This is a genomic window from Pantoea sp. B550 (assembly GCF_024158165.1).
In the GTDB taxonomy this organism is placed as follows: domain Bacteria; phylum Pseudomonadota; class Gammaproteobacteria; order Enterobacterales; family Enterobacteriaceae; genus Pantoea; species Pantoea alfalfae.
The window spans coordinates 3,366,184-3,388,901 of record NZ_JAMYXI010000003.1 but is presented as its reverse complement, the minus strand read 5'-3'; the positions used below and the strand labels follow the sequence as shown (position 1 = coordinate 3,388,901).

Here is a 22,718-nt window from a genome sequence, read left to right as displayed (position 1 = left end):
CGCTGACAGCATGAAAAAAGCCCGGTCACCTGACCGGGCTTTTTTTTACAGGCGTTCACTGAGCGCAGAGAAAATGGCGGACAACGTGGGACGTTCATTAGGTAAGCGCTGCGGCCGGGGATCGGGCTGCTGAGGCGTGCCCAGACCAAAGGTGAAGGTATAGTTATCGCCTTCGCCCATGCGCAGGTCGGCAATCGTCGTCTGCCCGTCCTGCTCACGCAGCGCGTAGAAGCCGTGGCTGAACCAGGCAACACGTTCTGCATACCAGCTACCCCGGAAGGCGTCGAACAGTTCAGGATGACGCGGGTACCAAGCCACCTGCAGTGGCCGTGAGGGCGACAACAGCGACCAGTAAACTTCGCCATAGCGATCCGGCGTCATAATCACGCTGCGCCAGACCAGCGTATTAAAGGCCGTCGGCGTCACCAGCACTTTATTGTCCGGAATACCCTGCTCCGCCAGCGATGCGCTGATCTGCCAGCCTGCGACACCCTGAATGGCCACACTCCAGACCAGATAAAGCGTACTCAGCGCCAGGCCGATCCGGTTCCCACGCATGCCTTTGTCACCACGACGCCACAGCGCGACACTCAGCCCTATCAGCAGTGGCAACGTATAGAGTGGATCGACGATATAAATACTGCCGATGGCATAGGGATAATCGGTGATCGGCAGGCCAAGCTGGGTGCCGTACACCGTCATTAAATCAAGCAGCGGATGGGTAATCAGCGCCAGCCAGACGGCGGGCCACCAGTGCGACCACTTCACCCGCTGCCTGAACATTGCCGACACTCCCCACGCCATCAGAGGTGAGATCAATGTAAGCCAGAGCAGCGCATGTGTTTCCGTACGGTGCAGGGTCATGTTGCGTATCGCATCGCCATGGTCAATAAACACATCCAGATCGGGTAAGGTGCCGCAGACGCCGCCCACCAGCGCGGCCTGCCAGATCGGCACCCGACGTCCCATCACCGCAACACTGACTGAAGCACCCAACACCAACTGCGAAACAGAATCCATTGATTCACTCCGTCACCGAATTGTAAATGTGTCCTGAATTAGCGTACGCGAATCCCTTCAATGATCATGCGCTGGACGTTTTCGACGGTCTGATCGAAAAACGCCGGATCGCTGAGCGTCTGACCGGTCACGGCCTCAACCTGGGTGGCAAAGTCGGCGTAATGTTGCGTGGTGGCCCACAGCATGAAGATCAGGTGCTGTGGCTGTACGCCCGCCAGCCGTCCCTCATCAATCCAGCGTTCAATAATGGCTGCTTTGTCATCCACCAGTTGCTTGAGGTCGCCCGCCAGTTCCCCTTTCAGCAAGGGTGCGCCCTGAAGCATCTCCAGGCAGAACAGACGAGAAGCCTGAGGATGATCGCGCGACACTTCCAGCTTTAGCCGGATATAACGCCGGATGGCGACCAGCGGATCCTGGTCATGCGCCAGCGCGCGCAACGGGGCCAGCCAGACATCCAGAATTTGTTTCAGCACGGCCACATAGAGCACTTCTTTAGAGGGAAAATAGTAGAGCAGATTCGTTTTAGAGACATCGGCCCGTTCGGCCACCTTATCGAGGCTGGTGCCGTGAATGCCAAACTGTGAGAAGAAGGTTAAGGCCGCTTCCAGTATGGCAGCCCGCTTCGCTGCCACCGCACGCGAACGACGCGTTGGCTTTTTTTCATCGCTATTCACACGTTTACCTCATCCTTCTGGTGTCAGCGCATCATAGCAAAGGGATGAGTCGCTGCCCAATCCGCGCCCTGCACCTTTTTTGCTCAGCCTGCATGCAAAACGTGCAGTGAATTTTGACCAGATGGTCCGAAATGGACCAGTTACTCCACTTACCTCTTTCGGGTTAATTTTAATTGTCTGTTATTTATAAGAATAAAGAATGTGGCACACGATTTGCAGAATTGTGACTGAGCGCGGCTTATACGGACGTAGCAGGATGCAGTGCAGCGCGTGAAACACCTTTCCCCCATCGCAACGAGGTTTCACATGAAGATAGGCGTCTTTATTCCGATTGGTAACAATGGCTGGCTGATTTCGTCCAACGCGCCGCAGTACATGCCGACCTTTGAACTGAACAAAGCCATCGTGCTGAAAGCAGAGCATTACCACTTCGACTTTGCACTCTCGATGATCAAACTGCGCGGCTTCGGCGGAAAAACAGAATTCTGGGATCATAACCTGGAGTCATTCACCCTGATGGCGGGCCTGGCGGCCGTTACCTCTCGCATCGAAATCTACGCTACCGCGGCCACCCTGACGCTGCCACCGGCGATTGTGGCGCGCATGGCGTCCACTATCGATTCCATTTCAGGCGGTCGTTTCGGCGTTAATCTGGTGACCGGCTGGCAGAAACCTGAATATGAGCAGATGGGAATGTGGCCAGGCGATGAGTACTTCGGCAGCCGTTATTCTTATCTGACCGAGTACGTTACCGTGCTGCGCGACCTGTGGGGCACCGGAAAATCGGACTTCAAAGGTGAGTTCTTCACTATGAATGACTGCCGCGTCAGTCCACAGCCGCAGCGTCCGATGAAGGTGATCTGCGCCGGACAGAGCGATGCCGGTATGGCCTTCTCTGCTCAGCACGCCGATTACAACTTCTGCTTCGGCAAAGGGGTTAACACACCTGCTGCTTTCAGTTCAACTTCGATTCGCATGAAGCAGGCCGCCGAAAAAGCGGGCCGCGATGTTGGCTCCTACGTGCTGTTTATGATTATTGCCGCCGAAACAGATGAAGAGGCGCGGGCTAAGTGGGAACACTACAAAGCTGGTGCAGATGAAGAGGCGCTCTCCTGGCTCACCACCCAGAGTCAGCAGGATACCAAATCAGGCAGCGACACCAATGTGCGCCAGATGGCGGACCCGACCTCAGCCGTCAATATCAATATGGGCACCCTGGTGGGTTCATATGCCAGTGTCGCGCGGATGCTGGATGAAGTGGCGCAGGTAGAAGGCACGCACGGCGTGCTGCTGACCTTTGATGATTTCCTGGAAGGTATTGAGAACTTCGGCCAGCACATTCAGCCGCTGATGGCCTGTCGCAGCGCCCTGCTCGACGCACAGCAGGAGGTGGCATAATGAATACCGTTTATTGCGCCCACACGCCGGATGTTCCCCAGGTTGAACTGCCTGCTCGTCCTGAGCCGATCGCCTTTCCGCCTGGCCAGACGGCACTGATTGTTGTGGATATGCAGAACGCCTACGCCACCGAAGGTGGCTACCTCGACCTGGCGGGCTTTGATGTTTCCGCGACGAAGCCGGTGATTGCGAAGATCCATCAGGCGGTGACGGCGGCCCGTGCGGCCGACGTTCAGATCATCTGGTTCCAGAACGGCTGGGACAGCGACTATGTTGAAGCCGGTGACGCCGGTTCCCCTAACTTTCACAAATCGAATGCGCTGAAAACCATGCGTAAACGGCCAGAACTGCAGGGTTCACTGCTGTCAAAAGGCGGCTGGGATTACGCGCTGGTCGATGAGCTGATGCCACAAGCCGGTGACATCGTGCTGCCAAAATCGCGCTACAGCGGCTTCTATAACACCCCACTCGACAGCATGCTGCGCAGTCGCGGGATCCGCCATCTGATTTTCACCGGCATCGCCACCAACGTCTGTGTGGAGTCGACCTTGCGCGACGGCTTCTTTCTGGAGTATTTCGGTGTGGTGCTGGAAGACGCCACGTATCAGGCTGGCCCGCCCTTTGCTCAGCAGGCAGCGCTGTTCAATATCGAAACCTTTTTTGGCTGGGTATCGGATGTCGATACCTTCTGCGAAAGCCTGAATGCCCGCTAATCCACTAAGAGGACGTCGCTATGCCGAAAAGTATTATTGTGCCACCAGGCACCACCACACCCATCGCCCCGTTTGTCCCTGGCACGCTGGCGGACGGCGTGATCTATGTTTCCGGCACGCTGCCATTTGATGGTGACAACAACGTGGTCCATGTGGGTGATGCTGCCGCGCAGACCCGTCACGTGCTGGAAACCATTAAAAAGGTGATTGAGACCGCTGGTGGCAACATGGCCGATGTGACATTTAACTCGATCTTTATCACCGACTGGTCGAATTATGCCGCGGTAAATCAGGTTTACGCCGAATACTTCCCCGGTGATAAGCCTGCCCGTTTCTGCATTCAGTGTGGGCTGGTCAAGCCTGACGCGCTGATTGAGATCGCCAGCGTGGCGCACATCGGCAAGCCGGAGGTCTGATGCAGCTGGATATTCTGGGCCTGCAAAATCCCGAAGCACCGACGCTGGTGCTCTCTTCCGGTCTGGGCGGCGTGGCGGGTTTCTGGCAGCCGCAACTGGCGGCGCTGACAGCACGCTATCGGGTCGTGCTCTATGACCAGCGCGGCACCGGTCGCAGCGCGGACAGCTTACCGGAAGGCTACAGCATGACGATGATGGCGGCGGAGCTGGCCGACGCGCTGGCGCAGCATGGCATCCTGCGATTCAGCCTGATTGGACACGCGCTGGGCGGTCTGGTGGGAATGCAGCTGGCGCTGGATTATCCGGATCGGATCGAACGGATCGTGGTGATCAACGGCTGGTTGACGCTGCATCCGCATACCCGCCGCTGCTTCCAGGTGCGGCAGGATCTGCTGCTCAATGTCGGCGTCGAGGCTTTCGTCCGCGCTCAGCCGTTGTTTCTCTATCCTGCTGAGTGGATGGCCGGGCATCAGACGCGTCTGGAGCAGGAAGACAGCCATCACGTCACGCATTTTCAGGGGATGGAAAATCTGATGCGACGGCTGCATGCCCTGATGAGCGCCGACTTCAGCGCCCGGGCTGCCGCCATTCCGCAACCGATGCTGGTAATTGCCAGCCAGGACGATCTGCTGGTGCCGTGGAGCTGTTCAACCGAACTGGCCGAGGCGCTGCCGAACGCGACTGAACAGATGATGGCCTGGGGCGGCCACGCCATGAGCGTTACCGACCCCGAAAAATTTAATGCCCTGCTGCTGCAGTGGCTGGATCAGACTGATGACGTGCAGCCGCTGCAGCGCGTCGCAGGATAACCCTTTCGCGGAGAACACTATGAGCCTGGATACCCTTACCCCCGCAGTTGAGAAAACTGAGTTTCGTCATGCGATGTCGCGGCTCGGCGCTGCGGTCAACATCATCACGACGGAAGGCCCGGCCGGACGCGCAGGCTTTACCGCCTCAGCGGTGTGCAGCGTCACCGATTCGCCGCCAACGCTGCTGGTCTGCCTGAACCGCTCAGCCTCGGTATATCCGGTGTTCCACGAAAACATGCAGCTCTGCGTCAATACGCTGGCGGCGGGACACGAAGCGCTCTCCAGTCTGTTCGGCGGAAAAACGCCGATGGCTGACCGTTTTATTGCCGCTGAGTGGTCGACGGCCGTGACCGGCTCGCCGGTACTGAGCGGCGCAGTTGCCTCCTTTGACTGTCGCATTACGCAGATTGTCAGCGTCGGTACACATGACACGCTGTTCTGCGAAGTCGTGGGCATAGTGCGAAATGATGATACCCATGGCCTCATGTGGTTTGACCGGGGCTATCATCCCCTGATGCGGCAGGAAGCCTGATAACTCTTCCCTGAACCTTACCGGCATTCATCACGCTCTGGAGTAAACGATGGCACGATCCTGGTTTCCGCAATGGCAAAAGAAGTCGGCACTGACCGAAAACGGTATTATCGCCCCGGATGAAACACTGCCGCTGGGGCAGACGCTGGTGCTGGGTTTGCAGCATGCGGTAGCGATGTTTGGCGCAACGGTGCTGATGCCGCTGCTGATGGGGCTGGATCCCAATCTGGCGATTCTGGTCTCGGGTATTGGCACCCTGCTGTTCTTCTTTATAACCGGTGGTCGCGTGCCCAGCTATCTCGGGTCGAGCGCTGCCTTTGTTGGCGTGGTGATTGCGGTGACCGGCTTCAGCGGTCAGGGACTGAATCCCAACCTCAGCGTGGCGCTGGGCGGCGTGATCGCCTGCGGCCTGCTCTACACACTGATTGGGCTGGTGGTCATGAAGTCAGGCACGCGCTGGATTGAAAATCTGATGCCGCCAGTGGTGACCGGCGCGGTGGTGATGGCAATCGGGCTGAATCTGGCTCCCATCGCGGTGCATAGCGTCTCCGCCTCTTCATTCGACAGCTGGGTTGCGGTGATGACCGTGCTCTGTATCGGTCTGGTCGCAGTGTTTACCCGCGGGATGGTACAGCGTCTGCTGATTCTGGTCGGACTGATTCTGGCCTGGGCGATCTATGCGCTGCTGACTAACGTTCTGGGGCTGGGCAAGCCGGTCGATTTTAAGCTGCTGTCATAGGCAGCCTGGTTTGGCCTGCCACATACCACCGCACCGACCTTTGATCTGCAGGCGATGGTGCTGATCGCCCCGGTCGCGATCATTCTGGTGGCGGAAAACCTGGGACATCTGAAAGCCGTGGCGGGGATGACCGGCCGTAACCTCGACCCTTACATGGGACGAGCCTTTGTGGGCGATGGACTGGCTACGATGCTTTCCGGCTCGATGGGCGGCAGTGGCGTAACCACCTATGCTGAGAACATCGGGGTGATGGCCGTAACTAAGGTCTACTCCACGCTGGCGTTTGTCGCCGCAGCTATTATCGCCATCCTCGCCGGTTTCTCACCGAAGTTTGGTGCGCTGATCCACACCATTCCGGCCCCGGTGATTGGCGGTGCATCCATTGTGGTGTTCGGGCTGATTGCGGTGGCGGGCGCACGCATCTGGGTGCAGAACCATGTCGATTTAGGTCAGAACAGCAACCTGATTATGGTCGCCACTACGCTGGTGCTTGGCGCAGGGGATTTCGCGCTGAAAATTGGCTCTTTCACGCTTGGCGGGATCGGCACTGCTACCTTTGGCGCGATTATCCTCAATGCCATTCTGCGCCGACGCAGTGCGACACAGCAGGATAAACCGCTGGTGCGACAGCAGGGTTAACTACTCCAGCGGTGTCGCAGCAGGCTGCACCGCTTTTTTCCGTTTCAGCCGCAGTTCACTGACGATAACCCCGCAGACGATCAGCGCCCCACCCAGCAACGCCAGCGCAGGCAGTCGCTCACCGGCAATTCGCCCTACCACGCCCGCCCAGACCGGTTCCCCGGCATAGATTACCGTGGCGCGGGTTGGCGAAACGCTGCGCTGCGCCCAGTTCATGGTGACCTGAATCAGGGCGCTGGCCGCGCCCAGCCCCAGCGCGCTGAGCAGCAGCGGCGTTGAAATTGCGGGCACTGTTTCGCCATTGGGGATCATCAAAGCAAAGGCACACAGCGACGCCACCGCCAGCTGGATTAGCGTCACGCGGCGTACATCAACCTGACCGGCATAGCGGCTGATTAAGATAATTTCGGCGGCAATCGCCAGGGTGCTGAGCAGCGTCGCGATTTCACCTGCATTCAGGCTGATACGGCCATCCTGCGGCCCGGCCACCAGCAACAAGCCGGCAAAGGCCAGCACAATCCCCAGCCACGACATTAACCCCGGCGGACGGCGTAAAAACAGCCACTGCAGCAATGGCACCACCGGAACATAAAGCGCAGTAAGAAAGGCGGACTGACTGCTGGAGATAGTCTGCATGCCCCAGGTCTGAAGACCATAACCTCCGGCGATAGACAGACCAATCAGTGCGCCCGCTTTCACTTCCAGCCAGGTCATGTCGGCCAGATAGCGGCGAAAAAAGAGCGCCAGCAGCAGTGCGGCGGTGGCAAAACGAAGGCCGACAAAGAAGAACGGGCCGGAGTGCTGCATCGCCCGATGCACCACCAGAAAGGTGCCGCCCCAGATCATGGTGATAAAAAGTAATACCAGCTCCTGCCGCGTCAGGCGCAGGGTTAAACTGCGGGATGTGTCCGACATAATTCACCTGATGATGTGTCCGGACGATATTGTGGGGAGAGCGAGGGGGAAAAGCAACGACGTTAACCGCCGGCCTTAACCGGCGGCAGAGTGGGATTATGCGTCCGTTTTTTTAGGACTGCTGCGCCCGCCCTTCTCACCGGCACGCGCGGCGCGCTGCGGATCGTTTTTGAAATTCCCACCGCTGTTTTTGCCTCCTTTACGTCCCGCTTCTGCGGCACGTTCACGGTTCTCAGCAAAATTCCCTGAACCTCCACGATGTGTTGCCATGATTTGCTCCTGTCGCATAGTGCGATAAATAAGAATGAAATAGCAGAGAGCTGACGGCCCGAAGCCGAATTCAACTCATGGTTAAATAATAGCCAGATTCTTCTTTAACTCCCGCGACAGTCACATTTAGCAACAGAGTAATCATCAGCAATTTGATTAAAGAACGAACATTCTGCCGACATATAACCGATTAGCTGCAGATTTCTTGCCCGACTCATCCACTGCGGAGTAAGCATCGCCTGCGTAAAGCGAAAGCTCTTCTATACTTTTCTGGACGTCAAAACCATCTGGAGAGACCTATGGCCAGGATTCTGGTGCTCTTATTTAGCTAAGCGCGACACAAGGTAAGCAGATGATAAATATCATCTATTTTAGAGATTCATAGGATGAAAATTTTATTGGCTGGTTTACTGCTGGTGGGTTTGAGCAATCGTGCAGAGGCTGCACAGCTTAAGGAGAAGTACCACGATGACAATAACGATCTGATCTGCGTGTATGAAAGTCACGGGCACAGAGTTGTTATCAACGTTGGCTTTTCAGGTCATTGCAGTTTCAGCGTATCGGATAGTGAGCTTTAATCTGAAAGCAGAGTAAAGAGGTCAATGAACATAATAGGATGTTCAGCCTCTTGGTTTTCTTGTGTGTCAAGCAGTTCCATACCTTGCTTGTGATAGAAATCTATAGCGTCTCTTTTGGCGTCGGTTATCAAAAATCTGCAACCAACCAAGGGACGGATGTCATCCATTGACATGGACAATGCATGACCGAAAAGCATAGCGCCAATGCCCAGCTTCTGGATTCTTGCATCAACAGCTAAACGAGCGATTTTAACAGCCGGGAGATATTCATATCTTTCTGCACGTGCACAGTCACCTAAGTCATAGTCACTCAAGGTAACCTGACTACAGGTCAATGTGATGTAACCCAGTATTTTATAAGGAAATGAATTCGATTCATCTTCTTTGTTTACACGCTGGTTGTCATCTATGACTACATAGGTTTGTGCGATGCAACCATCTTGAAACAGGAGGGCGTCTTGCTGAAGAAAAGTCTTCAAGGGCTGGAATTGTTCCCCGCCACTTTTAAAGCGTTTATGATTGTGGAATTGATTGAGAGGGATTATATGAAGGTCAGGCTGCACTGCATCATCCATGTTGCTAACAACCTGCCCTAAATTTTAATTATCAGCGTTTAGCCATTTTGGAGCGTAAAGCGCGAGCTTCCTGCAACGAGCGCTTAGCGTTCTCGTTAGGTTTGGAGTTGCTCATTTGTTTGAGCATCTGATCGGCATCTTTACCCGTCAGGATAGTACGGCCAAACGTACTACTTGTAATCGCCACATGTACCTCCTCGTTTCGGTTATGGGAATCTATATCTACTACGCTTGACGTAATAGTATTCTATTACTGACGAAGTCGTCAATCGGTTACCGTATTGAAGCATTAATTGTAGCCGCTAACTTACGTTACCTTTAAACGATAAGTTGCGGCCTTTAGATACGACAATGTTAGTTAGTTCTCTTCAGTAGTGAAGGGTTCCATCCAGCATTGTTACCAGGACTCTGCCAGCTACCAGCAAGGCCAGTTGCAGACATCATCTGGAGTTCGTGCTGTTGGTTGATTGTGTCCAGAGCCACACGCTGGATCGTACCATCTGGGAGAGCAACGTTAAGCTGACCATTCGAGACTACTTCAATGCGTAGAGGTGCAAACTGGATAGGCTTCTGGGATAACAGTGCAGCCTGACTCTGCTGTGCGTATGGGTTGTAACCAGCGAGAGCGGGATCTTTAAGACCACCCTTTCCGAGTCCATCCCACAGGCTACCAACTTTCGTGAACAGCCAGTCAACAGGGCTATCTTTAAGTGTGTTGCCTCCGTGTGTGGTCTCAGTACCATCTTTACCGCCCCATCCCCACTCTTTCTGAGCGAATTTCTGGAACTCTGGAACCCACTTATCAAAGATCAGTTCACCGAGTTCAACTCCAATGTATGCAGCGGCAGCGATACCAAATGCTTTACCTGCTGTACTACCCATCACAGAAGTTGCGCCACCTTCAGCAGCAGCCTCAGCAGTGCCACCAGCAGCACGACCCACACCGAGCAGACGCCCACCAAGTTTCAGACCACCGAGACCAAGTGCAGCCGTAGCGGTCACCAGGAGCCAGTCAAAGAAGGTACTGAACTGATCTTTAACAGTGTCGAGGGCTTTCTGTGTCGATGGTGACAGAGTGCTATAGAACTTGTCCCACTTCTCTTCAAACAGGGTCAGGTATCCGTCCACGTTCATCCCGATGTTATCGAGCGTTTTGGTGATATCGTTCAGACGGTCGATGAACCAGCCGATAGCCTGACCGCCACGCTCGAACAGTCCACCAGAGTTGTTCAGTGAACTGGCAAGGGAGTCATACAGAGTTGAAAGGTGTGAGCTGAAACCACGGAAATTTTTATCCATCGCATATTTTTCAGCGTTGTACATGCGACCACGAGCAGCAAGGATATTGTGCTGGGCCATCTTCACTTGTTCGGGAGTTGGTTGCATCGCCTTCATCATTAGTTCAGCGATATCTGATCCCTTCATGGTTTTGAGCTTCGCTTTCACATCAGCAGAGTCTTTTACACCGAGTGTGTCAGCCAGTCTGGACACTAATGCTGGAGAAGCGTTCACAACCTGAAGCCAGTCTTGCCCGTTTAGTTTTGGAGAGGCTGCAATTTGCTGGATAGCATAATTCAAACGGTAAACAGCATCATTGTTCATCCCTGTTGTATGAGCAAAAACACTCTCATCACCGAAGAACTTAGCAAGTTTGTCGTTATCGAATGCTTTAGGCATCGTCATTCTCATTTGGGCCATTTGCTGGCGGACTGTGGCGGTATCAAGACCATATTGATTAGCGACTTCATCAGCTTTGATTGTCATGCGTAGAGCTTCCTGCTTCGAACCATAGGCAACCGTTGCCATAGTCGCAGCCTGCTGACGCTTCGCACCCTCTTCAATGCTGTCCCGGAAGAACTGAACAGCTTTCTGTACAGACATCAGAGCACCGACAAGGGGAATTGCTGCTGATGAGATACCGCCAAACGCTGATCCGAGGTTGCTTGATTCCATCGCTGCAAGACGCTGTGAAGCACGGGCCTGTGAAGCTACTCTGAGCTGGTTTGAAAACTCAAAGTTCAGACGACGTAGATTTGACTGGAATCCTCGTAGGTTCTCAGACGCTGTATGCTGCATCTGGAGAAGCTGTAAACGTGAGTTATAGCGTTCGGCTGACCCATCATCACGTAGCTGAAGGCGTCCATACAGAGAGCTTGTGCGGGCACGTTCAGCGACTGTGTTAATACGGTCACGCATGTTAGCTGGTGGTCTGTTTCTGGGCGCTGTTGTTAAAGGTGGAATGGTCACACGAGGCTGTGTCCGATATGCGTCATGCATCATACGGGCAACGTTTCTTGATGCTGATCTTCCCTCCTGTTCATAAGAACGGAAAAGACCATTACCAGCATTGCCAATGCGAAAGGCATCTGTCAGAGAACGGTTGATGTTACGTGACGCTGTCTGTGCGCGTTTCTCGATATTTGAAAACGTCTTGCTCATACCCTTGCTGTAGTCTTTGGAGAACGTCTTGTTTAGCGTTTTCTCCATTCGGGTAGCAATTGGCATGATCTGCTTTTCGAGTTTTTGAAGACCTTTCAGGACAGTCTCCTGAAGGGACATTTCGATAACGAAACTGTCCACTGTGATTTGGTTCGACATTATTTGCGGGCCTTAGATAAAGAAAAAGCCCACGTGTGATACGTGAGCTTTATAGAGGGTCTTGATTGTGAGGGTTACTTCTTCGCACGTTTAACCGCGTCAGAGATCAACCGATCAAAACTTATGATTGTTGAGAGCTGGTCACGAGCTTTCTGTTTCGCTTGATCAAGCTGCACTGCAACGGCTTTGCGCTTAGTTATCAAGCGATCAAGTTGGTGATCATATTCATGCTTGGATGCTGCGAGAGCTTCAGGTGATTGCGCATAGCTCAGCACATTTGCGACACCAACAGGGACATAGACAAGCGTAAATGATCCCTGTGCTGGAGCGAGTGCTCCGTTAACCAACTGTATGCCACCACCGTTAGAGCGCCTCTCAACAAGTTTGTAGCCTTCAATATCAAGTGAGCCATTTGCAAGAAGTGTATTGAAGTGGTAATCACCAGCAACCTGTAATGTTTTGATTTCAGGATGCCTTAGGTGGAATGCAAACTCTGCCTGGAGTCTGGCACGGAAGACATTTTCTGATGACTCAAAATGTTCGACATCGTCACAGGCGGTCTGATGTTCTTTAATCAGTTTTGTGATAATCGGTGTCCAGAACTCTTCAACCATACGACGCTGATCTGACGGAAATAGCTGGTCAAAGGTTTTTTGACGGTCGTCTTCTTCAGTTTCCGCGTTAGCGGCGATGCTCAGATTCTGGGCTTCTGCAAGACTTTGTAGCTTATCGGCTAAAGCTGAATCTGTATCGAGCTGCTTCACTGGTATCAGTTTTGATCGGCCTGTAGCTGGATCAAATTGTTCACGATATGTCACGGTGTCAACTGGTGCAGGTTCGTAAAGTGCTCTTGCAGCGGAAGCAAGACCTGCAGCTTGTGCTTCTTTTGCGAGTAGTTCTGGTGATTTTTGAATATCTGTCATTAAAAGCCTTAGTGCTGCACGGCAGCATTAGCGGGGAATTTAGTATGGGGTGTTGAAATTAAGCCTTGCAGCAAACTATCCATCTTTGACCGGGTTTCTGAGTAAAGAGCCTCTGCCATTTCTTGTGCTTCAACAGGTGAATAACGCATGAGTAAGAAGCAGTCTGATAAGGCGCTGATGAGTTCTATTGGCCTCTGATAAACACAACTGAGAACTTGTGCTGCTGAACCATTCTGAAGATCAATCACAAAGCCTTTCTGAAGGTCTTGCGGGTCACGCCACTGGACAATATTTGTATTCATCGGTTTACCTCATAGAGCGTGTCGATGTGCCATATAGCAACTGTGAGGAAACTCAGAGTTAATACGTAAAGGGCTGAGATCATTGCGGGGATACCTATTAGGTTTGGATAAAAAATTATCGCTAACCCGATGATCAGGCTAACGATTTATGTGTTTGAGTCAGATTTGCAAAGCTGCTTGTCGCCGCACCCCCGCAAAAGGTACGGGAAAACAGTTTTGCACCTGTGCTCGATACCGCTGGAGAAACGGGAGCTGACAGGATTTAGTTGAGATGACCGATAAGACATCTTTGCGAATCTGGCTGGGAGTGTTTTGAGATAGGCGGTGAAGACACCGCGCTATAGGTGAAGCATCAGGGAGTGACTTGAAGAACTACTGACCACTCTTAAATATTAACACTATTGTAACATATTGTAAACATCTTAATAACACAGCCACCCGTAAAAATGGCTAATGTATCGTGGCAAAATGCCGATATCAAAAACTGTGGAAACCTACAAAAAGGAAACAGCAGTGAGAAAAATCACGGTTATTTTGGCGTCAGCAATTTTGTTCACAGGCGCTGCACATGCTTTCGGTGAAGGGCCAGCAGAATTGCAAGAAAAGGCTGCGCGAGTGATGGCACAAGAGATAGGCATGACACGTGACCAGATAAATGAATTGAAGGGTGTTATTGCGGAAAACGCACCTATTGGTGATCTCAACAAATGTTCCGACTACGGTTATCTAATGGGGCAAAAGATGGGTGAGCAAATGCCATCAATGTCTGACAAATTGACAGATGCTATACAAGATTTTGCTACTTGGGGCTGTGTTGTTAAAAACAGAAGCTGATTAGTCCTTTAGCAAAGTGATATTGGCAGGCTGCTGATACCTACCCTGTCACCATCTGAGTTCTGGTAGAAATAACCTGGCTCGACTGGTTGTGTGCGGAAGTAGTCAGCAGTTGCTTTTACATCCCGGAATGCACGCTGTCTTAGGATTTCACGCTGACGATCTTCTTTTGATAGGCGACGGTTGTAATCAATTTCTGATTGGGAGAGTTTGGTAGACATTGCTGGTGGGCCTTTTTTAATTTTTTTCTTCTGAAAAATTGGGGGATGAGTTAACAGAAGGTGTTGGGAGTGTCTGAGGGAATATCTGTGAAGTGTAAATCGGGGTGCTTAGAGGCTGAGAGCTTAGCGTTACCTTTCTATTGCAGAGGGACCCTGAAATATCTGTACAGATGCGCTGTGAGAGCGTCTGAGAAGGGTTCTGAACAGCGTGGGCCTTTACAGACCCGCTGTGGATTAACCTGTCACGATGTCACCTGTTGCTTGAGACGGTAAAACGTTGCCTTGCTTATGTTCAGTTGAGACATGATATCTTTTGGTGACATTCCAGCCTTAACCAACTGTTCAACCTGCTCTCCAGTTGCTTTGATTGGTCTGCCACAGTGGATACCTTCTGACTGAGCACGCTTGATGCCTGATGCCCGACGCTCTGCGATCAAATCCTTCTCCAGTGATGCGAGTCCAGCCATCATGGTCAGCATAGCTTTCCCAACCGGGGTAGACAGGTCGAAACCTTCCCTAAGACTGATAACCTTAACGCCCTTAGCCTGTAGAAGTTCAACTGTGGACAGCACGTCGATTGTGTTACGCCCAAGACGATCAATTGCGACACAGATAAGAGTGTCCTCTTCTCGAACATATTTCAGAAGGTCACTGAATCCCTGACGCTCTGACGCCTTAACACCACCAGATACAGCGGAATCACTGAACCACTTTGTTACCTGATAACCAGATTCAGAAATTTGCTGTTGCTGGTTTGTAATGGTCTGTTCGTTTGTTGATACACGAGCATATCCGATTACTGACATGTGATAGATCCTGTCTCAAAAGTTAGTCTCATAAATATACAGGTATCAAAAGACTAAAACAACCTTTTGAGACTCTTTTTCGGGTCTTTTGAGACAGGTTTTTAGTTGTCTTGAAAGGAGATGGTTTTGAGACTTGTTAGGCGACTGCTTGAGGGGCGAATTGACTGGTTAGCCCTGCGTGACGTTGAAAGGTTGGTGTAGCCGATGCTGGTGGGGATTGGGTCACAGTGTTAGTGGATGTTGTAACTTCTGCTGAGGCTGTCTGGTCAGTTAAACCCTTAAGCTGTTTGTTGACCTTTGATTGTTCGTGTCTGCGTTGAGCATTACGATCAGCGGTGAATTTACCCATCACAGCAAGCTGGTCTTTTAGCTGAACATCGTCAGGCTTCAGGCTGAAGAGTGCTAACAGTGTCGGGTCACGATAGAACACAGCAGCCTGAAACAGATCGATGTCTGCTGGATTGATGCAGGTACGGAGCAAGGCTGGTGCAGTGGCTGAATCATCAGCGGGTGTAAGTTGGATGTTTTCGGACATTATGCAGATTTTCCAAATAAGGTGGGGAGCTGGGTAACAATAGCGAGAAACACTGAGCAGATAGCTATCAGAAAATACTCAGATAAACCATTACAAATCAATAAGTTAACTTGATACGCATCAGAACAGTGTCTCTTCAGTCGTCTTTGCCGGTCAGATCGTTGACGATTTTAAGGAGGAATACGGTCAGAACACTGCAAGGGAGAGTGTCGTACAGGATATGAAAAAGGAATTGCTGGGACATTAATAGTTACCGGGTGAGTGTTTTGCGATGCTTACAGAGGAGCAGGTTGACGTAGCTCTGGGAGATTGAGAGTTGTTGAGCGATCTGCTTATGGGTGAGTCCCTGAGCGCGTAGATTAACGACCTTTTCAGGGATGTTCTGCTTAGGGCTGTTGACGGGGAGACCTGCGAGTTTACGGATCAGAATTGATTCATGTGGGTTCAGACCAGCCTGTTTAGCTGCGGCTGAGGGAGTCTGTCCAGATTCAAGAAGGGAAAGGAAGTGCAACGCTTCCTGTGTAGGTGTGAGTGTGTACATTGGGTGGGATACCTTGTGCAGGGGGGATTTTTATGTAACCGATGAAAGTCTGAAAAGTTCAATTAATACATAGAGTTGCAGGTGAATTTTCAAATTTTCGCGGGGTGTTTTGAATACATAGTTAACTTGCGTTGTTAAGGATGTCCACGAGGCGAGACATAGAGCGGGTAAACAGTGATGGTTTACCTGAGAATGCCTGTTCAGCTTGTTCGAGAATATGGATTGGCGATTGGCCTGTTTTCTTTGCTTTGAGCAGTGCCAGACGAGCATTCTTATCGGCTTTTGCAAAGAGTTCTGATTCCATACGGTCAAGGATTGCGATCATTTCTGCTGGAAGGTCTTCATCACGCTGGAATTGCTTCTCGTGGATAAGGTCAACGTGCTGGGAGTGTTCATTACTGCCATCACGGTCACTGGTGATCATCAGGTTTTCGTCAGTGTGTAAGGTCATTAAGATGTCCTCGAAGGTAAATGGTAATTCGTGTTCGTTGGCGATGATGTGTGTAAGCAGAGTGTTCAGGGCTTCAACTGGTCTTGCACAGCAGGCGATTTCGACAATGTCCATTGGGAGCTTGTCGGAGGGGAATGCTGAGATGACTTTGATAAAGTGGTCTGTGCACTGCTTACCGGAGTCTGTGTAGAACTGCTTAAGGCGCTGGATATGGAACATGTTAACCATGACCGCAGGCCATTTTTCTGATTCGTCTTCAGTGGATGTACCGTTTAACTGGCGTACTTCTGCAATGCTCAGACGGTCACACAGGGCTGAAAGGTTTTCAGGGGCCATAGACATTACTGTTGAAAGGTAACGGATGTCTGTCTCTGGTGCTTTCAGGAGGCGCTGAGCTGTTCTGACACGTTCTGTACCTGAGATCTTAGGGTGACGCTTAGCGAACAGAGTAAGTTTGGTTCGGTGCTTTTTAACCAGTTCTGTCCAGATCTGTTCGGGGTCACCAGTGAATGGCTGTACTGACTGAGATGTCCACTGTGTGCCAATGCCTTTAGGGAATCTGAACCGAGCGCCCTGCTTCTGGTTAATCGTTGCAGGTAACAGAGACAGGTTAAGTGGATGGTATGCCCCACCCTTTGAGCATGGTACGAGGTGTGCGATGTGAACCTGTGTACCTGTTTTGAATGCCAGTCTTCCTCGTGCTTTCCATAAGCTGTATAGAGACTCAATCGGGAAATCTAACAGGCAATCTACAGAGCCATGTCTGGCGATCTGCTGTAGAAGGTCGGTTATGAATTTCGATTGACGAAGGACATACAAGGGGTGTTTAGCGAGGTTTAATGACTTCTGACGGCGTTCTTTTGCTGGGGCTGACTCTATTCTTTTTGCTGCTTCCCTGCAAGATGATGAACAGTAGCGAACTGATGAGCGGGATGCTTTGAAAACCTTTTTACAGTGGGCGCATCGCTTGGATTTAGTTGGTTGCTTCATTCATAGGTCTGATCCAGATTAATTAGCTGATAAGGTATATTAACATTTCTGTAACATTTGTCAAGATAAATATTGTTGACAAACCTGTTGATATGTGGAGCAGACAAATTCAAAGAATAGCGAAAGAGCATCTGTAAAGGGTGTTTTTATGTAACTGGAAAAAGTCGGGAAAAGTCAGTCGTAGCAAGGGCTGCGGAGGAGTTTTGGTAGATTTCCGTGGGGTGTTCTGAGTACATAGTAGATATGCTGTTAAGAGCGGGGTTAAAACGGGTCACAATAGGTGTGAAAGTGAGAGGGTCTGTAAAGTCTGACTGTTAAGAATGCAACTGGCTTTGCCTTATCGTTGCTTAACGCTCACCAGTTCGCTCGGTCTTTACAGTGATCTGTAAAGAATACTGTTAAGAGGTAAACTGTTAAGGTGAAACCCCATTGAATGATCATCACATGGTGTCAAGAATCCGTCAAACAGTATCACTTTTTTTAATTTGTACCTGAAACTATCTCCATAACTAATAATCAAGGTGGTTACTTATGGGACATCTAAGCCCTTACAGCAAAGCAGAGCTACGTTTACAAGGTGGCTGTGGAAAAGTGATCGGTGGGATCACCACTGCAAAGTGTGGTGATGTTCAACCAGACATGGAACGGTGGCTGTGCGACGAATGTCACGACAAATGGCAAGAAGCAGTTAAGCGGTTGCATGAGAACGAACAGGAATGATTCAAGGGGCTGTAAAGCCCCGCTACGTTATCTTAGGTATATTCGATAATGTTAGTGTTCCAGCCGTGCTCAGATTTGCTCGATTTCAATTAAATCAAAAACTGTCCCGTCTTCAACTCTCGTCATTGTTTTGTTTGGCAGGTCAACTACATAGTTTTGGGGACTTCTACCCTCTTTAGCGAAGTGAGGCGTCTTAAACCTGCCACCTTTCAACTCGTAATCTTCATTCCAACGTTTGATGAATACATGGTTGTCCTCGATATATCCATATTCGACACCTGCTCTAACAATAGCGTATTTCTTCATGCGATAACTCCTTAAGATTTATGGGTTACTAACATCAAAAGCCTTGAAACAAAAATTTAGACTATAGAAGCCAAAAGCCCCATTTTGACTTACTTTAAAACCAGCCTCACAAACCGCTTAGAATGCCTTAAAGAGCGTTTAAATCTTTTGTGTTTGGATAGTCAGGTTCGACTTCAGGCCAGTCAACGCAATCGGTCTGGTTTCCGTTCTCGAACTCTTCAGCAGGGAGCACTTTAGGTAAGTCCTGCCCCATCACTGCAATGAAATCATGGTCAGGGGTATCATTTGTGGCTTGCTCGAAGCTCAGAGTAAGGTCTCGTTCACCTTCCAGAGAAAACCCTCGAATTACGTTTCCATTGTGAAGACGTATATCCACCAGCTTCATGCGACCATCTATCACGATTTCACGCACCATCTTTTTGATGATCACATGCGCCTCTGTCCTACCCTCTGAACTCTCCAGATCAAGTTTTGAAAGGTCGAGGTCAGACACTGACTGAATACGCATCGTTTCGCGCCTGAGTTCAGCCTGGAGCGATTCCTTTTCCTTCTGCTTTTCAGCAAGTGCATCTCGTATCTGGGTGATAGCCGGTAGCTGTATTAGCGTCTCAGTAAGCGTCTGAAGTTCTTTATCAACCGTTTGAAGTTTACGTTGGAGCTCGATTATCTTGCTCTGGTCAATGTTGCTGTCGTAAAGCTGTGACAGTTTACTGAACAACCTTGTGCAGAGTTCTGTATCCAGCTTTTTACGTGATACTGAACCGAACTCACAGCGCCCTTCGTGCATACCATTACAACGGTAAGTGCCCTGATACACAGGTTTACGGATACCAGAAGGCGACATAGTCAGACCACATTTGCAGCGAAGCATAGTTCTGAAGATATTCACGTATAGCCAGTGATCACCTTTTGCCAGCCGCCCCTTACCTCCCTGTTCAAGAAGTATCTGAACAGCATTAAAAGTCTGCTCGTCGATTATGCGTGGATAGTAATCAGCTATCTCATCACGAAGGATTGTCTTGCGGTCTTCTGCGCTGATCTTTGCGGGAAGATACCCAAGCACGCTGCGTGATGTTAAGAGACATTTAACGGAAACAGCAGACCAACCACCGCCACCAGGCTTGAACGTTTTTGATATACGAGCCTTGCGGTCATTGATGGTCTCGATACCGTTTTCATTGAGATGTTTACAGATAGCAAACATGCTGTGACCAGCTAAGCGCATTTTGAAGATCAGCCTGACGATGTCAGCTTTAGGCTCGTTAACGACGAATGATTGTCTGTCGGGGCTTAGTTCAATCCAACCGGGTGTTTGCCTTCCCATTGGTAAACCTGTTTCGATTGCCTTAGCAGTCTTCGCTTTCCAGACAGCTATAGTTCGCTCTTGTTTCACTACTGATTCCTGGTGTGCACGCTCAGCAATCAGAATGTGTTTGATCAGTCTTATTGGGTCAGAAAGGGACGATTTATCGTATCTCTCATTGTCCGATAAGGTCAAAATTTCGACGTCCCGCCTAAGAATTTGCCTAATATCATCAATCGCGCTGTCGATGTCAGCACGTGAGGCACGGTCAAAATTTTCCATGACAATGAGACTGCCAGCAGGGATGTTTTCAGACAGAACGTTATCAAGCATACGCTTGAACTCACCCCCGTCAGCCTTGTGTTTCTGGTGGAACCCAGACTTCCCTTTGTCAATGTAGCGATGTGTTGGTGACATGAAATACTGGTCGCTGTGCTTATGGTAAAACGCATCAATCATATCGTTCTGCCGACGCAGACTGTCACCAGAGTCTTGGGCTTTGGTACTCCACCTGACATAAGAGACAAGCAATTTCATGTGCTACGCTTTCCTTTAGTTTCTTTTGCTGAGGGATACTAACATGCAAGACGAACAACGTGCTAAGACAAGAATACTGGTGCTCTACTACTCGATGTACGGACATATCGAAACGATGGCGAACGCTGTTGCAGAAGGCGCTCGTCGGGTTCCCGGCGCGGAAGTGGATATCCTTCGGGTTCCTGAAACGATGGAGGCCGATCGCTTTGCACAGGTGGGCGGCAAAACCCATCAACAGGCAGCAGAAGCGACGCCTGAGGTACTGCCGCAGTATGACGCGATTATCGTCGGTACTCCGACCCGCTTTGGCAACATGTCCGGACAGATGCGGACGTTCTGGGATCGCACTGGCGGTCTCTGGGCGTCAGGCGCGCTGTTTGGCAAGGTTGCCAGCGTCTTTACCTCAACCGGTACCGGCGGCGGTCAGGAACAGACTATTACCTCGGTCTGGACCACACTGGCGCATCACGGCATGGTCATTGTGCCTATCGGCTACGGCACCAAAGAGTTGTTCGATATCTCACAGGTTCGCGGTGGCACGCCATATGGTGCGACCACGCTGGCGGGCGGCGATGGTTCGCGTCAGCCGACTGAAGCGGAACTGAATATTGCCCGTTTCCAGGGTGAACATGTTGCCGGACTGACAGTGAAACTGCAGGACTGATTTAAACAAAGGAGAAAAGTATGTCTACTGAACAATCGAAAGCACATCACGTTGGCGAATGGGCCAGTCTGCGTCATACCTCCCCTGAAATTGCCGAGGCCATTTTCGAAGTGGCGAATTACGATGAGAGACTGGCAGAAGAGATCTGGCGTCAGCAAGGCAGCGATGACGTGCTGATTCGTGCCTTTGAAAAAACCGATAAAGATCTCCTGACCTGGGATGACAAGCCCGTAGAACGTAAGAACGTCTGATTCAGGGGCGGGACTTTCCCGCCCTCAATTTTTTTACCTCACCAAGGAGTACGCTATGTCTTCCTATCAAAGCATTAATCCCGCGAACAACCAGTTGCTGAAAAGCTGGCCGTCACATGATGAGGCCGCCGTCAGCCATGCCCTGGATGTGGCCGATCATCTTTTCCACTCCTCATGGAGCAAAGGTGACATTCAGCCGCGTCTGCAGGTGCTGAAAAAACTGGCTGACCTGATTGATAGCCGCGCGGAAGAACTGGCCACCATCGCCAGTAAAGAGATGGGGAAACTGATTGGTCAGAGCCGTGGCGAAGTGAAAATCTGTTCGCAGATTGCCCGCTACTACGCAGAGAATGCGGAACGTATTCTGCAGCCGCAGTCCTATCCCAGCGATCTGGGCGAAGCCTGGGTTGAGTATCACCCGATTGGCGTGTTAGTCGCTGTCGAGCCGTGGAACTTTCCTTACTATCAGCTGATGCGCGTACTCGCTCCTAACCTGGCGCTGGGTAATCCGGTACTGGCGAAACACGCTAACATTGTGCCGCATTGTGCCGATGTCTTTGAAAAGCTGGTGCGTGAAGCAGGTGCGCCAGAAGGCTCCTGGACTAACCTGTTTATCTCTACAGATCAGGTCGCCGATCTGATTGCTGATGATCGGGTTCAGGGTGTTGCCCTGACCGGTTCCGAGCGCGCGGGCAGTGCCGTGGCTGAGCAGGCCGGTAAGCATCTGAAGAAATCGACGCTTGAACTGGGCGGCAATGACGTGTTTGTGGTGCTGGATGACGCCGATCTTGATGAAGCCGTCCGTCAGGGCGTGCAGGCGCGTCTCAGTAACTGCGGCCAGGTCTGTACCGCCGCAAAACGTTTCATTCTGCATGAGAAAATTGCCGACCGATTTATCAGCCAGTTCAGCGCCGCGCTGAGTTCTGCCACACTGGGCGATCCACTGGATGAGAAGACCACCCTTGGCCCACTCTCTTCTGCTGACGCGCGCGACCGCCTGGTGAAGCAGGTAGACGAAGCCGTAGCGAGTGGCGCAAAACTGGTGACGGGCGGCAAAGCTGTTGAAGGAACGGGCTGCTTTTATCAGCCAACCATTCTGACTGGCATTACCCCGGACAACCCCGCCTATTATGAGGAGTTCTTTGGTCCTGTCGCGCAGATCTACGTTGTGGGTGATGATAACGCAGCTGTGGCGCTGGCAAATGACTCGCACTACGGTCTGGGTGGCTCAGTCTGGACCCGTGACATTGCACGTGGTCGTAAACTGGCTTCTGCCATTGAAACCGGTATGGTGTTTATCAACTCCCAGAGCGATACCTCTGCTGAGCTGCCGTTTGGTGGTGTGAAACGTTCAGGCTATGGTCGTGAGCTTTCTGATCTGGGCATTAAAGAGTTTGCTAATCAGAAACTGGTTGTCGTAGCGGGATAATTGTCCTGCAGCCATAAAAAAACCCCGTC

General features: G+C 51.2%; 25 protein-coding genes and 1 pseudogene. 11 read left to right on the top strand and 15 right to left on the bottom strand.

The features are described 5' to 3' along the window. Window positions 1-45 precede the first annotated feature (45 nt). A complete protein-coding gene (locus NIM72_RS18830) occupies window positions 46-1,020 on the bottom strand; it encodes a metal-dependent hydrolase (RefSeq protein ID WP_222924211.1) in 975 nt (324 codons plus the stop codon). Window positions 1,021-1,058: 38 nt separating this feature from the next. Further along, window positions 1,059-1,694 (bottom strand): HTH-type transcriptional regulator RutR, encoded by a 636-nt coding sequence (gene rutR / locus NIM72_RS18825; protein WP_033732203.1) that lies wholly within the window; start codon window positions 1,692-1,694, stop codon window positions 1,059-1,061. A gap of 306 nt (window positions 1,695-2,000) precedes the next feature. On the opposite strand from rutR, the gene rutA reads away from it, so the two are divergent. The 6 genes and pseudogenes from rutA (at window position 2,001) to rutG (ending at window position 6,940) form a co-directional block, all read left to right on the top strand. After that, window positions 2,001-3,092 carry a pyrimidine utilization protein A gene (gene rutA / locus NIM72_RS18820; protein WP_161736430.1) on the top strand — a complete coding sequence of 364 codons (1,092 nt, stop codon included), beginning with the start codon at window positions 2,001-2,003 and terminating at the stop codon, window positions 3,090-3,092. Beyond that, window positions 3,092-3,805 carry a pyrimidine utilization protein B gene (gene rutB, locus NIM72_RS18815; protein ID WP_253421545.1) on the top strand — a complete coding sequence of 238 codons (714 nt, stop codon included), beginning with the start codon at window positions 3,092-3,094 and terminating at the stop codon, window positions 3,803-3,805. Before rutA ends, rutB begins: the two co-directional genes overlap by 1 nt. Window positions 3,806-3,825: 20 nt before the next feature. Then, complete coding sequence (gene rutC / locus NIM72_RS18810; RefSeq protein ID WP_161736432.1) at window positions 3,826-4,221, top strand: pyrimidine utilization protein C; 396 nt, start codon at window positions 3,826-3,828, stop codon at window positions 4,219-4,221. Further along, the gene (gene rutD / locus NIM72_RS18805) at window positions 4,221-5,030 is read left to right on the top strand and encodes a pyrimidine utilization protein D (protein ID WP_222924213.1); all 810 of its coding nucleotides are present in this window, start codon (window positions 4,221-4,223) and stop codon (window positions 5,028-5,030) included. Before rutC ends, rutD begins: the two co-directional genes overlap by 1 nt. Before the next feature lie 19 nt (window positions 5,031-5,049). Continuing rightward, window positions 5,050-5,562: an NADH-dependent FMN reductase RutF gene (gene rutF / locus NIM72_RS18800; RefSeq protein WP_253421542.1), complete on the top strand. Its 513-nt coding sequence runs from the start codon at window positions 5,050-5,052 to the stop codon at window positions 5,560-5,562. A gap of 49 nt (window positions 5,563-5,611) precedes the next feature. Then, window positions 5,612-6,940: pseudogene (rutG, locus tag NIM72_RS18795) on the top strand (pyrimidine utilization transport protein G). Here the strand turns inward: rutG and NIM72_RS18790 are convergent. Together NIM72_RS18790 and NIM72_RS18785 are read right to left on the bottom strand one after the other, a co-directional pair. Then, complete coding sequence (locus NIM72_RS18790) at window positions 6,941-7,855, bottom strand: DMT family transporter (protein ID WP_253421539.1); 915 nt, start codon at window positions 7,853-7,855, stop codon at window positions 6,941-6,943. It lies immediately after the preceding pseudogene. A 96-nt stretch (window positions 7,856-7,951) separates the two neighbouring features. After that, window positions 7,952-8,125: a general stress protein gene (locus tag NIM72_RS18785; RefSeq protein WP_161736437.1), complete on the bottom strand. Its 174-nt coding sequence runs from the start codon at window positions 8,123-8,125 to the stop codon at window positions 7,952-7,954. 386 nt (window positions 8,126-8,511) lie between these two features. On the opposite strand from NIM72_RS18785, the gene NIM72_RS18780 reads away from it, so the two are divergent. Next, window positions 8,512-8,703 carry a hypothetical protein gene (locus tag NIM72_RS18780; RefSeq protein WP_253421536.1) on the top strand — a complete coding sequence of 64 codons (192 nt, stop codon included), beginning with the start codon at window positions 8,512-8,514 and terminating at the stop codon, window positions 8,701-8,703. Here NIM72_RS18780 and NIM72_RS18775 read toward each other — a convergent pair. The 5 genes from NIM72_RS18775 to NIM72_RS18755 all read right to left on the bottom strand — a co-directional run bounded on the left by NIM72_RS18775 (window position 8,700) and on the right by NIM72_RS18755 (window position 13,101). Then, on the bottom strand, window positions 8,700-9,278 hold the full coding sequence (locus tag NIM72_RS18775) for a GNAT family N-acetyltransferase (protein ID WP_253421534.1): 579 nt from the start codon (window positions 9,276-9,278) through the stop codon (window positions 8,700-8,702). The two genes, NIM72_RS18780 and NIM72_RS18775, sit on opposite strands and share 4 nt — an antisense overlap. 31 nt (window positions 9,279-9,309) lie before the next feature. Continuing rightward, a complete protein-coding gene (locus NIM72_RS18770; protein ID WP_253421532.1) occupies window positions 9,310-9,465 on the bottom strand; it encodes a hypothetical protein in 156 nt (51 codons plus the stop codon). Between the two features lie 167 nt (window positions 9,466-9,632). After that, window positions 9,633-11,876, bottom strand: a complete 2,244-nt coding sequence (locus NIM72_RS18765) for a tape measure protein (protein ID WP_253421530.1) — start codon at window positions 11,874-11,876, stop codon at window positions 9,633-9,635. Window positions 11,877-11,950: 74 nt separating this feature from the next. Next, window positions 11,951-12,799 (bottom strand): hypothetical protein, encoded by an 849-nt coding sequence (locus NIM72_RS18760; RefSeq protein WP_253421528.1) that lies wholly within the window; start codon window positions 12,797-12,799, stop codon window positions 11,951-11,953. Between the two features lie 8 nt (window positions 12,800-12,807). Beyond that, window positions 12,808-13,101: a hypothetical protein gene (locus NIM72_RS18755; RefSeq protein WP_253421526.1), complete on the bottom strand. Its 294-nt coding sequence runs from the start codon at window positions 13,099-13,101 to the stop codon at window positions 12,808-12,810. A gap of 453 nt (window positions 13,102-13,554) precedes the next feature. On the opposite strand from NIM72_RS18755, the gene NIM72_RS18750 reads away from it, so the two are divergent. Next, the gene (locus tag NIM72_RS18750; RefSeq protein WP_253421524.1) at window positions 13,555-13,935 is read left to right on the top strand and encodes a hypothetical protein; all 381 of its coding nucleotides are present in this window, start codon (window positions 13,555-13,557) and stop codon (window positions 13,933-13,935) included. Window positions 13,936-13,943: 8 nt separating this feature from the next. On the opposite strand, the gene NIM72_RS18745 is transcribed toward NIM72_RS18750, so the two are convergent. From NIM72_RS18745 to NIM72_RS18720, 6 genes are all read right to left on the bottom strand, one after another. After that, entirely contained in the window at window positions 13,944-14,156 is a 213-nt protein-coding gene (locus NIM72_RS18745; RefSeq protein WP_253421521.1) for a hypothetical protein, read from the bottom strand. Window positions 14,157-14,398: 242 nt separating this feature from the next. Next, the gene (locus NIM72_RS18740; RefSeq protein WP_253421518.1) at window positions 14,399-14,962 is read right to left on the bottom strand and encodes a recombinase family protein; all 564 of its coding nucleotides are present in this window, start codon (window positions 14,960-14,962) and stop codon (window positions 14,399-14,401) included. Between the two features lie 136 nt (window positions 14,963-15,098). Then, window positions 15,099-15,497 (bottom strand): hypothetical protein, encoded by a 399-nt coding sequence (locus tag NIM72_RS18735; RefSeq protein ID WP_253421514.1) that lies wholly within the window; start codon window positions 15,495-15,497, stop codon window positions 15,099-15,101. 662 nt (window positions 15,498-16,159) lie between these two features. After that, window positions 16,160-17,479 carry a hypothetical protein gene (locus NIM72_RS18730; protein WP_253421511.1) on the bottom strand — a complete coding sequence of 440 codons (1,320 nt, stop codon included), beginning with the start codon at window positions 17,477-17,479 and terminating at the stop codon, window positions 16,160-16,162. Window positions 17,480-18,268: 789 nt separating this feature from the next. After that, on the bottom strand, window positions 18,269-18,505 hold the full coding sequence (locus NIM72_RS18725; RefSeq protein ID WP_253421509.1) for a hypothetical protein: 237 nt from the start codon (window positions 18,503-18,505) through the stop codon (window positions 18,269-18,271). Window positions 18,506-18,632: 127 nt separating this feature from the next. After that, entirely contained in the window at window positions 18,633-20,345 is a 1,713-nt protein-coding gene (locus NIM72_RS18720) for a recombinase family protein (protein WP_253421507.1), read from the bottom strand. Between the two features lie 43 nt (window positions 20,346-20,388). Here NIM72_RS18720 and wrbA point away from each other — a divergent pair, with 43 nt between their 5' ends. From wrbA to NIM72_RS18705, 3 genes are read left to right on the top strand one after another with little or no spacing between them, the layout of a single operon-like run. Then, window positions 20,389-21,009: an NAD(P)H:quinone oxidoreductase gene (wrbA, locus tag NIM72_RS18715; RefSeq protein WP_253421505.1), complete on the top strand. Its 621-nt coding sequence runs from the start codon at window positions 20,389-20,391 to the stop codon at window positions 21,007-21,009. A gap of 20 nt (window positions 21,010-21,029) precedes the next feature. After that, a complete protein-coding gene (locus tag NIM72_RS18710) occupies window positions 21,030-21,260 on the top strand; it encodes a YccJ family protein (RefSeq protein ID WP_003850006.1) in 231 nt (76 codons plus the stop codon). A gap of 55 nt (window positions 21,261-21,315) precedes the next feature. After that, window positions 21,316-22,689 (top strand): NAD-dependent succinate-semialdehyde dehydrogenase, encoded by a 1,374-nt coding sequence (locus tag NIM72_RS18705; RefSeq protein ID WP_253421503.1) that lies wholly within the window; start codon window positions 21,316-21,318, stop codon window positions 22,687-22,689. Window positions 22,690-22,718 lie beyond the last annotated feature (29 nt).